The 12,952-nt window shown below is 69.3% G+C and carries 11 protein-coding genes; 6 read left to right on the forward strand and 5 right to left on the reverse strand.

Annotation, left to right across the window (positions count from 1 at the left end; translation table 11 throughout):
- The first annotated feature begins 68 nt into the window (after window positions 1-68).
- Complete coding sequence (gene miaB / locus ACWETB_RS07840) at window positions 69-1,703, forward strand: tRNA (N6-isopentenyl adenosine(37)-C2)-methylthiotransferase MiaB (RefSeq protein ID WP_452210383.1); 1,635 nt, start codon at window positions 69-71, stop codon at window positions 1,701-1,703.
- A 113-nt stretch (window positions 1,704-1,816) separates the two neighbouring features.
- Entirely contained in the window at window positions 1,817-2,434 is a 618-nt protein-coding gene (locus ACWETB_RS07845; protein ID WP_452210564.1) for an Rv2732c family membrane protein, read from the forward strand.
- 48 nt (window positions 2,435-2,482) lie between these two features.
- Here the strand turns inward: ACWETB_RS07845 and ACWETB_RS07850 are convergent, their stop codons facing one another.
- Window positions 2,483-3,919 (reverse strand): DUF349 domain-containing protein, encoded by a 1,437-nt coding sequence (locus ACWETB_RS07850; protein ID WP_452210385.1) that lies wholly within the window; start codon window positions 3,917-3,919, stop codon window positions 2,483-2,485.
- A gap of 237 nt (window positions 3,920-4,156) precedes the next feature.
- Here ACWETB_RS07850 and ACWETB_RS07855 point away from each other — a divergent pair, with 237 nt between their 5' ends.
- From ACWETB_RS07855 to hflX, 4 genes are all read left to right on the forward strand, one after another.
- A complete protein-coding gene (locus tag ACWETB_RS07855) occupies window positions 4,157-4,945 on the forward strand; it encodes a hypothetical protein (protein WP_452210566.1) in 789 nt (262 codons plus the stop codon).
- A complete protein-coding gene (gene miaA / locus ACWETB_RS07860) occupies window positions 4,933-5,856 on the forward strand; it encodes a tRNA (adenosine(37)-N6)-dimethylallyltransferase MiaA (protein WP_452210387.1) in 924 nt (307 codons plus the stop codon). Before ACWETB_RS07855 ends, miaA begins: the two co-directional genes overlap by 13 nt.
- Window positions 5,853-6,758, forward strand: coding sequence for a diaminopimelate epimerase (gene dapF, locus ACWETB_RS07865; protein ID WP_452210389.1), 906 nt, complete (start codon window positions 5,853-5,855; stop codon window positions 6,756-6,758). The genes miaA and dapF overlap by 4 nt, the downstream gene beginning before the upstream one ends.
- Before the next feature lie 76 nt (window positions 6,759-6,834).
- Window positions 6,835-8,343 (forward strand): GTPase HflX, encoded by a 1,509-nt coding sequence (gene hflX, locus ACWETB_RS07870; RefSeq protein WP_452210391.1) that lies wholly within the window; start codon window positions 6,835-6,837, stop codon window positions 8,341-8,343.
- Window positions 8,344-8,488: 145 nt separating this feature from the next.
- Here hflX and ACWETB_RS07875 read toward each other — a convergent pair whose 3' ends face one another.
- From ACWETB_RS07875 to ACWETB_RS07890, 4 genes are all read right to left on the reverse strand, one after another.
- Entirely contained in the window at window positions 8,489-8,749 is a 261-nt protein-coding gene (locus tag ACWETB_RS07875) for an HPr family phosphocarrier protein (RefSeq protein ID WP_449744668.1), read from the reverse strand.
- A gap of 118 nt (window positions 8,750-8,867) precedes the next feature.
- Entirely contained in the window at window positions 8,868-10,976 is a 2,109-nt protein-coding gene (locus tag ACWETB_RS07880; protein ID WP_452210394.1) for a PTS fructose transporter subunit IIABC, read from the reverse strand.
- 69 nt (window positions 10,977-11,045) lie between these two features.
- On the reverse strand, window positions 11,046-12,011 hold the full coding sequence (locus ACWETB_RS07885) for a 1-phosphofructokinase family hexose kinase (protein WP_452210396.1): 966 nt from the start codon (window positions 12,009-12,011) through the stop codon (window positions 11,046-11,048).
- Window positions 12,008-12,778, reverse strand: a complete 771-nt coding sequence (locus ACWETB_RS07890) for a DeoR/GlpR family DNA-binding transcription regulator (RefSeq protein WP_452210568.1) — start codon at window positions 12,776-12,778, stop codon at window positions 12,008-12,010. Before ACWETB_RS07890 ends, ACWETB_RS07885 begins: the two co-directional genes overlap by 4 nt.
- Window positions 12,779-12,952 lie beyond the last annotated feature (174 nt).

The raw sequence follows: 12,952 nt of genomic DNA on the forward strand, positions 1-12,952 counted from the left end.
CGGCGTGCCGCGAGCCGGCCGGCGCCGCGCGACCAGGCGATTTGCGCTCACACCGTACTCTGGATCCAGTGAGTATCGACCTGTCCGAGCCCGTGGCACCCACCCCGACATCGACTGCTGCGCCGTGGGCGCCGGCCGTCGCGGATGCCGATGCGGTCACCGCGCCCGTCGACGCATCGGCCGATTCGCCTCGATACCAGGTCCGCACCTACGGCTGTCAGATGAATGTGCATGACTCGGAACGGATTTCGGGTCTGCTCGAACAGGCCGGCTACGTCCGGGGCGCCGACGACGACGAGGTCGACCTGGTCGTGTTCAACACGTGTGCGATCCGGGAGAACGCCGACAACAAGCTCTACGGCAACTTGTCGCACCTGGCGCCGGTGAAGGCGTCGCGGCCGGGAATGCAAATCGCGGTCGGCGGGTGTCTGGCGCAGAAGGACAAGGACACCGTGCTGCGGCGGGCACCGTGGGTGGACGTGGTCTTCGGCACCCACAACATCGGCTCGTTGCCGGTGTTGCTGGACCGGGCCCGGCACAACGAGCAGGCGCAGGTCGAGATCCGGGATTCGCTCGAGGCCTTCCCGTCCACGCTGCCCGCCAAGCGGGAATCGGCCTATGCGGGCTGGGTGTCGGTGTCGGTCGGCTGCAACAACACGTGCACGTTCTGCATCGTTCCGTCGCTGCGCGGCAAAGAGGTCGACCGGCGGCCCGGCGACGTCCTCGCCGAGGTGCAGACCCTGGTCGACGCCGGTGTGCTCGAGGTGACGCTGCTCGGGCAGAACGTCAACGCCTACGGCATGTCTTTCGCCGATCCGGATCAGCCCCGCAACCGTGGTGCCTTCGCGGACTTGCTGCGCGCCTGCGGTGGCATCGACGGACTCGAGCGCGTCCGGTTCACCTCGCCGCACCCCGCCGAGTTCACCGACGACGTGATCGAGGCGATGGCGCAGACCCCCAACGTCTGTCCGCAGCTGCACATGCCGCTGCAGTCGGGTTCGGATCGGATTCTCAAGGCGATGCGGCGCAGCTATCGGCGCACCAGGTTCCTGGGCATCCTCGACAAGGTCCGCGACGCGATGCCGCACGCGGCGATCACCACCGACATCATCGTCGGATTCCCCGGCGAGACCGAGGAGGATTTCGTGCAGACCCTCGAGGTCGTCGAGCAGGCACGCTTCTCCAGCGCGTTCACCTTCCAGTACTCACCGCGGCCGGGCACCCCGGCCGCCACGATGGACGATCAGGTGCCGCCCGAGGTGGTCAAGGACCGCTACCAGCGACTGATCGACCTGCAGGAACGTATCTGCTTGTCGGAGAATCGCGCCATCGTGGGACGCGACGTGGAGTTGCTGGTCATCGCCGACGAGGGACGAAAGAGTGCCCATGCGCACCGGATGACCGGTCGTGCCCGGGACGGGCGACTGGTGCACTTCGCTCCCGGCGATCGGGGTGCGGCGATCCGCCCGGGTGACGTGGTGACCACGGTGGTGACCGACGCGGCGCCGCATCACCTGATCGCCGACGTGGGCATCGGTTCGCACCGACGGACGCGCGCCGGCGATGCCCACGAGCAGGCCCTGACGCCGACGACACCGCCGGTGGGAGTCGGCCTCGGAATGCCCGGGGTCGGACCGAGCGCTCCGGTCGCCTCCGGTGGCGGCTGTGAGTCCGGTGCCTGCGGGGCCCCGGCCTCCCGATGAGCGGCACACAGGACCGGACTACATCGAAGATCGAGGAAGCAGTGAACGAGCAGGACAACGCCGGCCCAGAGCCCGAACCGTCAGCGCGCCGCAATCCGGCGAAGCGTGATCCGATCGACGACGGCTTCGCCGGGTACGAGGACGATTTGCGCAGGGCCGAACGCAAGGTGGCCGGCGAGATCGATCCGGGTGCCCGCGCCGTCGTCGTTGCCGTCGCCGTGCTGGTCGCCATGGTGTCGTTGGTGCTTCCGCACACCGGTGCGGCGAGCGGCATCGACGTGTTGACGGTGTCGCCGGACGCGGTCACCGAACGGGTGGCCATCACCTCGAAGGTGTTCGTCTGGCTGTTGCTGGTATTCGGCATCGGGGCGTCGATGCTCGCCCTGCTCACGCGTCGCTGGATCATCGCCTGGATCGCCCTGTGCGGGTGCGCGGTCTCCTGCGTCGCCGGCATGCTGGCCTGGTGGACCCGCAACACGCCGGGCGTCGGCGGAGTGGAACCGCCGCACGGTGTCGGTATCGGCCTGATCCTCGGCTGGATCGCCGCGTTGGTCCTGACCTTCCACTGGGCGCGGGTGGTGTGGGCCCGCAGCACGTATCACCTCGCGCTGGAAGAGGAACGCCGTCGGGAGTCCGCCGCGCGGGAGGACGCCGCGCGCCGTCTCACCGGCCGCACCATCACCCGGCCGAGTGATATCCCGCGAGAAGACGGAACGACGGGAAGCTCGTAGCCGCCGCACGCCCAACGGGTAAGCGCGCCCACTCGACGGGGTCGGGGGTCACCGATCCTCGATGGCGCTCTGGGCCGCGCTCGCCCATTCGCGCCACTGCGCCGCCTGATCGCGCAGCTTCGCGGCGTCCTTGGCCTTGCCGCGTTCCACGGCCTTGCGGGCCTGCTCCTCGTACTGCGCGGCGCGTTCGGCGAACTGCGCGGCGCGTGCCTGCGCCTCCGGGTCGGTGCGCTGCCACTGCGCGTCCTCGGCGTCGCGAATCCGCTTCTCGAGCGCGCGTGCGCGGCTTTCCAGCGAATGCATCTGCTCGCGGGGCACCTTGCCGATCTCGTCCCACTTGTCGCGGAACGCGCGGAACTCCTTGCGTGCGCCGTCGAGGTCGGCGGCCGGGTCGATGCTCTTCTCGGCCTGCGCGAGGAGATCGAGTTTGGCCTGTCCGTTGGCGCTGAATTCGGCGTCGCGTTCGGAGGCGACCGCATTGCGTGCGGCGAAGAAGACGTCCTGGGCTGCCTTGAACCGCTGCCACAGCGCCTCGTCGGCGTCCCGGGGAGCACGTCCGGCGGCCTTCCACTCGGTCAGCAGGTCACGGAACTTCGCCGCGGTCGTGCCCCAGTCGGTGGAGCCGGACAGTTCCTCGGCCTGCGCGATCAACTCCTCCTTGCGTACCTTGGCGCCGGCGCGAACCCGGTCGAGTTCGGCGAAATGTGCGCCGCGCCGACGGTTGAATGCGTCGCGTGCCTTCGCGTACCGCTTCCACAGCATGTCGTCGGTCTTGCGGTCGATGCCTTTGATCGACTTCCACTCGTCGAGGATGGCTCGCAGCCGATCCCCGGACGACTTCCATTGGGTGGATTCGGCGCCGATGGTCTCCGCCTCCGCGGCCAACTCCTCCTTGCGCGCGATCGCGGCCGCGCGGGTGGCCTCCCGCTCCGCCTTGAGTGAGTCGGCGACCTCGTCGGCGGCCCCGACGATCACCGACAGGCGCTTCTCGAGGGCGTCGACGTCGCCGATGACCGCGGCGTAGGGCAGCGAGTCGAGCAGGTGACGGGCCGCGGTCTGTGCCTTGCGCGGATCCCCGGATCGCGCAGCCAGCCGTTCCTCGAGGATTTCCACCTCGGTGGCCAGATCGTCGAAGCGCCGGCTGAAGTGATTGAGACCGTCCTCGACGGAACCGGCCTGCCAGGAGCCGATCTGGCGTTCCCCGGATGCGGTGGTGAGCCAGACGACGCCGTCGGCGTCGATCCGTCCGAATCGGTGCGGGTCGGTGTGCGGGACGTGGGTGGGTGTCACCACCGGGGTCACCGCGGACGCGGCAGGTGGGGTCGGGCGGGGCCGCGGTCCGGGCTTGGGGCCGGGTCGGGGTCCGGGCTTCGGGACGGGCGTGGAAGCCCCGCCGATATCGGTTGCGCCGATATCGGTTCCGGGACCGGGCTCGCCGGTGTTGTCTCCGGTGCCGTCTCCGTTGCTGTCGTGTTCTCCGCTCATGTGCAGATGCCCCTTCTGCGCTTCATGGTGCCGCGCGACACGGCTGCCAGGTCACTGAATCCATCCCGGACGGACCACCGGCCGCCGGGCTGTTCCCCATTCAAGCAGCTCAGGCTCCGTCGCGTGCGCGCTGCGCGACAATGATCCGCGCGCGTCGCGTCGTCGATCTCCCCGGGGCACCGGCTTCCGGACCGGGCATTCGCCGGTGATCGGGTGGCGTGGACTAGCGTCGAGCAGGTGTTTGCCTGCGCGGTCTTCGTTCCGAGTGCACCTCTTCTCGTGCCCGAACTGACCGGACCGGAGGCCGACGAGGCCGATGCGGTTCGCGACGCCACCCGGCACGCGTTCGCTGCCGCCGCGCCGACGGCCACCACCTGGGTGGCGATCGGAGCGGCCGATCGGCCGCGGTCATCCGACGACGCCGGTCCTACCTGCGTCACCGATGTGCCCACCTCGGGAACGTTCGCGCGATTCGGGGTCGACGTTGGGGTGAGCCTCGATCCGTCCCGTGGTGCGCCCGCGGATGCGTCGGCCCCGGCCGAGCCGATGCCACTGTCGATGTTGATCGCGGCCTGGTTGCGGGAACAGGCAGGCGTTGCCGCACTCACCCCGGTCGTCATCGATCCGGAGGCGAGCACCGCCGAGTGTGCCCGCATCGGCGGTGAGATCGCCGCGGCACTGGACTCGCGCGCCCAGCCGATCGGGTTGCTGGTGGTCGGCGACGGTGCCTTCGCGTTGACGCCGAAGTCGCCCGGCGGGGGCCTCCGGGAGGAATCGGTACGCCTGCAGCGCCGGATCGAGGCGGCGATGGCTGCCGGCGACCCCGACGCACTTGCGGCACTGGACCAGGACGAGTGTGTCGCCGAGGGTGTCGGCGGGCGCGTCGCCTGGCAGACGGCGGCCGCAGCGGTACGTGCATCGGCCCGGACCGACGATCCCGCGGGAGCACCCGCCCTGACGGCGTCGGTGGAGTACGCCGATGCGCCGTTCGGCGTCGGATATGTGGTGGCCCGATGGCAGAAGTGACCTCGTCCGGCGTGGTCCCGGTCGCCGTGGTCGGCCCGACGGCGGTCGGCAAATCCGATCTGGCCCTGGATCTCGCCGAGGAACTCGGCGGAGAGATCGTCAACATCGACGCGATGCAGCAGTACCGCGGGATGGACATCGGGACGGCCAAACTGCCGCCCGAAGAACGTCGAGGTATCACCCACCATCAGATCGACGTGCTCGACGTCACCGAGGTCGCGACGGTGGCCCGCTACCAGGCCGCGGCGTCGCAGGACGTGGAGGCGCTGCTCGCGGCCGGGCGTACCCCGGTCATCGTCGGCGGTTCGATGCTCTACATCCAGGGACTGCTCGACGACTGGAAGTTCCCGGCCACCGACCCGGAGGTGCGGGCCCGCTACGAGGCACTTCTCGCCGAGATCGGCGTCGGCGCGTTGCACCGCAGACTCGCCGAGGTCGACCCGGCCGCCGCGGCGTCGATCCTCGACACCGATGGCCGCCGGATCGTGCGTGCACTCGAGGTGGTCGAACTCACCGGTGAACCGTTCGCCGCGTCGGCGCCGCAGATCGGCGAACCGCGCTGGGGCACCCGGATCCTCGCGCTGGACCGCGACACCGCCGATCTCGACGACCGGATCCGGGCGCGGACCGCGGCGATGTTCGCCGGTGGCCTCGTCGACGAGGTGGCAGCCCTGGCCGACCGCGGTCTGCGGGAGGGACGCACCGCTCGGCGGGCGATCGGGTACGCCCAGGTCCTCGACGCGCTCGATGGCGACGGTGACCTCGACCGCGCCGAGGCACTCACCGTCATCGGGACGCGCCGCTATGTGCGTCGCCAGCGGTCCTGGTTCCGTCGTGATCACCGCATCGTGTGGCTCGATGCGGCCGCCGACGATCTCACCGATCGCGCGCTGGCTACCCTGGACCGGTGACGATCAGCACCGCCCCGAGTGGGAACGACCTCAGCTTTGTGAAGGGGCACGGCACCCAGAACGACTTCGTCATCCTGACCGATCCGGCCGCCGAACTCGATCTCGCCGATGACCTCGTCGCCGCGCTGTGCGATCGGCAACGTGGCGTGGGTGCCGACGGCCTGCTGCGCGTGGCCCGCGCCGGTGCGTTGGTGGCGGCCGGGGTCCTGCCGGAGCTGCCCGCCGGGGTCACCCCGGATGACTGGTTCATGGACTACCGCAACGCCGACGGTTCGATCGCCGAGATGTGTGGCAACGGCGTGCGGGTGTTCGCACACTACGTTCGCGCCACCGGACTGGCCGAACGTGACGAGTTCACGGTCGGGTCGCGGGCCGGTGCCCGCCCGGTGATCGTGCACGCCTTTGATCACGTGGATGCCGACGTGAGTGTGCAGATGGGGCCCGCGCGACTCGGGGTGGAGACCACCGCACGGATCGGCGACGACCTCTATGTCGGCACGGCTGTCGACGTCGGCAATCCGCACCTGGCGTGTGTGGTGCCCGGACTCGACGTCGCCGGACTCGCGGCGGTCGACTTCGCCCAGGGGGTCACCTTCGACGCCGCGGTGTTCCCCGACGGCACGAATGTCGAGCTCCTGACCGTGCCCGAACCGACGGAGGGCGGCCTGCACGCCCACATGCGTGTCTTCGAACGTGGGGTGGGCGAAACACGCAGCTGCGGGACCGGTCTCGTGGCCGCCGCCGCGTCCGGTCTGGCGCACCTGCATCACCAGACCGGTGAGATGACCATCGACGTGCCCGGCGGGCGGGTGCAGGTACGCATTCTCGACGACGACGCATGGTTGCGGGGGCCGTCGCGGCTCGTCGCCGACGGCCGCCTCCGCGGCGGCTGGGCCCGCTGAGAGTGCACGTCGTCGGGGTGGGCGGCGAAATATTCGTGTGCACCGCGACGTTTCTCCATGCAACCATGGAAGGCGTATGAGCGAATCAACCCACATTTTCCCACCCGTCCCGGCCGATGACGCGAATCCAGAGCATGACGTCCGCGAGAGCGATCGTCACGAGATCACCGATCGTCACGAGATCACCGCGTCCGATCCGACGCTGGGTGAACTGCAACTCTCCGATCGTGCCTCGCTGCAACGTGTGGCCGGACTGTCCACCGAACTCGCCGACGTCACCGAGGTCGAGTACCGCCAGCTGCGCCTCGAACGCGTGGTGCTCGTCGGAGTGTGGACCCACGGCACCGCGGCGCAGGCGCGGGCGGCGATGACCGAACTGGCGGCACTCGCCGAGACCGCCGGTTCGCAGGTCCTCGAGGCCGTCATCCAACGCCGTAACGCCCCCGACCCCGGGACCTACATCGGCTCCGGCAAGGCCGACGAGTTGCGGGAGGTGGTGCTCTCCACCGGCGCCGACACGGTGATCTGTGACGGCGAACTGACCCCCGGTCAGCTGACCGCACTCGAGAAGGTCGTCAAGGTCAAGGTGATCGACCGGACCGCCCTGATCCTCGACATCTTCGCCCAGCACGCGACGTCGCGTGAGGGCAAGGCACAGGTGTCGCTGGCCCAGATGGAGTACATGCTCCCACGCCTGCGTGGTTGGGGTGAGTCGATGTCCCGGCAGGCCGGTGGCCGCGCCGGCAGCAACGGAGGCGTGGGACTGCGTGGTCCCGGTGAGACGAAGATCGAGACCGATCGTCGTCGCATCCGGGAACGAATGGCCAAGCTACGCCGCGAGATTCGCGACATGAAGAAGGCCCGGCTGACCAAACGGGCGGCGCGGCAACGCAGTTCCGTACCCAAGCTGACGGTTGCCGGTTACACCAATGCCGGTAAGTCCAGTCTCGTCAACGCGATGACGGGTTCGGGTGTGCTGGTGCAGGACGCACTGTTCGCGACCCTCGATCCCACCACGCGTCGCGCCACACTCGACGATGGACGCGAGGTGGTGTTCACCGACACCGTCGGTTTCGTCCGCCACCTGCCGACGCAACTGGTGGAGGCCTTCCGCTCGACCCTCGAAGAGGTCGTCGACGCAAACCTGGTGCTGCACGTGGTCGACGGTGCCGACGAGTTCCCCGCAGAACAGATCGCCGCGGTTCGCCAGGTGATCAACGAGGTGGTGGCCGACGAGGACGTCACCGCACCGCCGGAGTTGTTGGTGATCAACAAGATCGACTCGATCGACGCGACGCGGATGGCCGAACTCCGGGCGATGGCACCGGATGCGGTGTTCGTCTCGGCGCGCACCGGCGAGGGATTGCCGGAATTGTTCGACCGGGTCCGGGAATTCGTCGGACGCACCGACGTCGAGCTCACCCTCGCCGTCCCGTTCACCCGTGGTGAGGTGCTCTCCCGCATCCACCGCGAGGGTGAGGTGCTGAGCACCGAACACGATGAGCACGGATCGATTGTGCGAGTACGGGTTCCGCAGGCCATGGCAGGTGAGCTCGCCGACCTGGTGTTGGCGACGGCGTACTGAGCCGCCGATCCGGCTCCACCGGGCACGACCAGACGGGCACAACCAGACGAGCACGACCACCAGACCAGCAAGACGACACGAGACGGCCGGTCACCCGCACGGGTGACCGGCCGTCTCGTGTTGTCGAGATCGTCGGGGACGCTGCCTACTCGGCGTCGAGATCCTTGGCGACGAGTTGGGCGATCTGCTCGAGTGCGCCCGCGTCGTCGGAGGACACGATGACATTCGTTCCCTTCTCGGCGCCGAGGGTCATGATCATCAGGGCCGAACCGGCGTCGACCGGTTCACCGCCCTCGACGGCGAGGGTGATCGGGACGCCGGCATCGGCGGCGGCCTCGGCGATGATGGTCGCGGGTCGGGCGTGCAGTCCGACGGCGGAGCCGACGGTGACGGTGGTGCTGGGCATGGTGACTACTCCTTTGGAAGGTGACTGCTTCAACGGCAGGTGATGGTGAGGTGATTGTGCCCCGTGATCACCGTGACGGGCGGGATTTCGCCGACGCCCGCCACGGTGATCCGCCTCGTCAGGCGGCGACGGCCTCGCGTTCCACGGCGGCGACCTCGTCGTGGCCGTGGCCGCGCCCCCACTGCTTGGCGGCGATGACGCAGACCGCCGAGAGCACGGTGCCCGCGGCCAAGGCGACCAGGAAGAGCAGCCAGTGGTTCATCGTGAAGAACACGAAGATGCCGCCGTGCGGGGCGCGCTGGGTGACGCCGAAGGCCATGATCAGCGCGCCGGACAGCGCGCCGCCGGCCATCATCGAGGGGATGACGCGGAACGGATCGGTGGCCGCGAACGGGATGGCGCCCTCGGAGATGAACGATGCGCCCAGCAGCCAGGCGGCCTTGCCGTTCTCGCGTTCGGGTTCGGTGAACAGACCCGGGCGCAGGACGGTGGCCAGTGCCAGGGCGAGCGGCGGGACCATTCCGGCGCACATGACCGCGGCCATGATCTCCAACTGTGCGGTTCCGGCGATGGCCAGACCGGCGGTGGCGAAGAGGTACGCCGCCTTGTTGACCGGGCCGCCGAGGTCGAAGCACATCATCAGGCCCAGGACGATGCCGAGCGCGATCTTCGAGCCACCGGACATGCTGTTGAGGCCGTTGGTCATCTCGGTGGTCACCCAGGCGAGGGGTTTGCCGAGCAACATGTAGAGCACGACGCCGATGAACAGGCTGCCCAGCAGCGGGATGATCACCACCGGCATCAGGCCACGTGCCCATTGCGGCAACGGGAGTCGGGAGATCCACAGGCAGACGACGCCGGCGATCAGACCGCCGACCAGGCCGCCGATGAAGCTCGCCCCGACCGCCACGGACACCAGTCCGGCGACGAATCCGGGTGCGATGCCGGGTCGGTCGGCGATGGCGAACGATATGTAACCGGCCAGGACGGGCACCAGCATGCTCATGGCGAGTCCGCCGATCGCGAACAACACCGCGCCGATGTACTGTCCGAGTCCGCCGGCGGGCAGATCCCACAGGCTGTTGTGCAGTGCGATGAACTGTCCGTCGCTGAGTGCGCCGGATTCGTCGAGAGTCTTGTTGGCGATCTGGTATCCGCCGAGGAACGGCAGGAACGCCAGGGCGATGAGCAGGCCGCCGGCGGCGACGAACGGGATCATGTAGCTGACGCCGGTCATCAACGCCTGCTGCGTGCGCTTGCCCAGGCCGAGGGTCTCCCCGCCGGCCGCGTCGGCCGGGGCGTCGTTGCCGTCACCGTCGCGGACCACCGCGGCCTTCGGGTTGCGGGCGGCGGCCATGGCCTCGGCGATCATCGTGTCGGGCTCGTTGATGGCGCGCTTGACGCCCGAGGCGATCACCGGCTTGCCGTGGAATCGGCTCTTGCCCTTGACCCCCACATCGGTGGCGAAGATGACCGCGTCGGCACCCGCGATGACGTCGGGGGTGAACGGGGTCGTCCCCGACGAGCCCTGGGGTTCGACGTGGAAGTCGACCCCGGCGCGTTCGGCGGCGTACTTGAGGGCATCGGCGGCCATGTAGGTGTGTGCGATCCCGGTGGGGCAGGCGGTGATCGCCACGATCGAGAGCTTCTTCTCGGTGGTGGCGGGGGCGCCGACGGCCGCGGTGGTGGCTGCTGCGGCGGCGGGGGCGTCGGCCTTCGCGATCGAGACGGTGGCCTTCTCGGTGGAGGCGACCGTGTCGGGCTTCTTCGCCGGCGGATTGATCGCCTCGTCGACCAGTGTGACGATCTCGTCGTCGGTCTTCGCCGCCCGCAGGGACGCCACGAAGTCGGGGCGCACCAGCGCGCGGGCGAGCGAGCTGAGCAGTTTCATGTGTTCGGCGGCGCCGCCTTCGGGCGCGGCGATGAGGAACACGAGGTCGGCCGGGCCGTCCGGCGCGCCGAAATCGACCTTCTTGGACAGTCGTGCCATGCCGAGGCTCGCCTCTGTGACCGAGGCGGCCCGGGCGTGGGGGATGGCGATGCCGCCCGGCAGGCCGGTGGCGGACTTGGCCTCGCGGTCCAGGGCGCCTCGGGCGAGATCGGCGGCGTCGCTCGTGCGTCCGGCGGCGGCGAGGTTCTCGGCGAGGTAGTTGATCACCGCCGATGGGTCGTCGCCCGCGTCGACGTCGAGGTTCACCGTCGAGGCGGTGATGATCTGCTCGGACATGAGTCTTCCTTTACTGCTGGGTGTTTCGGGAGTATCGGGTGTGGGTGGGGGAGTTCGGGGATGTCGGGGTCATGTGGCGGGGGCGGCTCCGGCGAGGTCGGTGATCGCGACATGATCGGGGTCGAGCTGATCGGGCCGGGGTGGCTGGGTGCCGGCCAGGCCGGCGGCGGCCGCCCCGTAGGCGACGGCACTGCGCAGCCGTTCGGGTTCGTCGGCGCCGCGCGCCTCGGCGATGAGGTAGCCGGCCAGCGAGGAATCGCCGGCGCCGACGGTGCTTCGCGGGACGATCGGGGGAGGCGTGGCGAACCAGCTGCCCGATGTGGTGGTCAGCACGGCGCCCGCGGCACCCAGGGTCGTCAACACCGCGCCGCCGGTGTGCCCGGCGAGTTCGGCCGAGGCCGCGATGATCGGGTCCAGGTCGCCGGCGGCGGCGGCCCGCCGCAGCACCGTCGGGTCGGCGCCGCAGACCTCGGCGAGTTCGGTCTCGTTGGGCTTGATCAGGTCGACGTGGCCGGTGACCGCGGCGCGCAGTGGCTCCCCGGAGGTGTCGATGGCGACCCGGCAGCCACGCGCGATGAGCTGATCGGCCAGCTCCCGATACCAGGAGTCCTCGACTCCGGGGGGAAGCGATCCGCACAACGCCACCCAGGTGGCGCCGGCGGCGCGCGCCAGCACCAGATCGGTCAGGGCGGCGCGGCGGCGATCGTCGAGCGGTTGGCCGGAGGCGTTGATCTTGGTGGTGGTGCCGTCGGCCTCGGCGATGGTGATGTTGGAGCGGACCTCACCGTCGACCGCGACGGTCTCGTGGCGCAGACCGACGGCGTCGAGTGCGCTCAGCAGTGGGTCGCCGGCGCGGGCGGGCAGAACGGCGATGGTGTCGATGCCCGCCTCGGCGACGACGCGCGAGACGTTGACGCCCTTGCCGCCCGGTTCGGCGCGCACGGCCACCGCGCGCTGCACCTCACCGCGCTCGAGCGGCGCGGCGATCTCCAGCGTGCGATCCAGGCTGGGATTGGCTGTGATGGTGAGGATCATGCGATCACGACCTCGATGCCGCGGGCCGAGAGGGCAGCGGCGTAGGAGGGATCGACACCGGCGTCGGTGATGAGGATGTCGACATCATCGAGCGAGGCGAAGGACGAGAAGTCCTCGCGGTTCATCTTGGACGAGTCCGCCAGGACGACGACGCGTTGGGCGGAGGTCACCAGTGCCGCCTTGACTGCCGCCTCCTCGGGGTCGGGTGTCGACAATCCCAGGCCCTCGCTGATGCCGTTGGTCCCGATGAACGCCACGGAGGTGCGGAAGGTGGCAAGGCGGGCCACGGTCTCGGCGCCCACCGCGGCCTGGGTGAGGCCGCGTACCCGACCGCCGACGAGATACAGGGTGGCGTTGGGCTGATCCGCCACTACCGTCGCGATCGGGAGGCTGCTGGTGACGATGTGCAGGCGGCGATCGGTCGGTAGCGCGACGGCCGTCTGGTAGGTGGTCGTCCCGGCGTCGAAGGACACCGACCCGCCGTCGGCCGGCAGAAAGGCGAGTGCGGCCCGCCCGATGGCCGCCTTCTGGATGGTGTGGCTGGTCTCGCGTTCGGCGATGTCCTGCTCGCCGATGAGCTGAACCAGTTCGGGTCGGACCGCGCCGCCATGGACGCGTTGCAGGTGTCCGGAGCGCTCGAGGGTCGCCAGGTCGCGGCGCACTGTCTCGCTGGTGACATCGAATCGCTCGGCGAGCGAGCTAACCGATGCGCGGCCATGCGAACGAACCAGTTCGGCAATCGCCTGCTGTCTTTCTTCGGCGTACACATTGCTCCGATCGGAGAGGACGGGTGACGGCATGTCTGCGTCCATGTGGGTTTGAGTGGAAGTCGGTGTTGCTATGTCTTTGTTTACGCCTGTTTGTGTTGACAAGTCAAGGATTTCTTGTAACTTCAATCACAAGAGATGTGTGGCGGGCAGATTCTTCACAGATCGGGCCGC

Source organism: Gordonia sp. NPDC003950 (assembly GCF_053605205.1).

What these genes read in the sequence shown, in the direction of transcription:
- hflX (WP_452210391.1), top strand. Translation starts at nt 6,835, where the DNA reads ATGAGCGAATCAACCCACATTTTCCCACCCGTCCCGGCCGATGACGCG.
- ACWETB_RS07880 (WP_452210394.1), bottom strand. Translation starts at nt 10,976, where the DNA reads ATGTCCGAGCAGATCATCACCGCCTCGACGGTGAACCTCGACGTCGAC.
- ACWETB_RS07850 (WP_452210385.1), bottom strand. Translation starts at nt 3,919, where the DNA reads ATGAGCGGAGAACACGACAGCAACGGAGACGGCACCGGAGACAACACC.
- ACWETB_RS07875 (WP_449744668.1), bottom strand. Translation starts at nt 8,749, where the DNA reads ATGCCCAGCACCACCGTCACCGTCGGCTCCGCCGTCGGACTGCACGCC.
- ACWETB_RS07885 (WP_452210396.1), bottom strand. Translation starts at nt 12,011, where the DNA reads ATGATCCTCACCATCACAGCCAATCCCAGCCTGGATCGCACGCTGGAG.
- miaA (WP_452210387.1), top strand. Translation starts at nt 4,933, where the DNA reads ATGGCAGAAGTGACCTCGTCCGGCGTGGTCCCGGTCGCCGTGGTCGGC.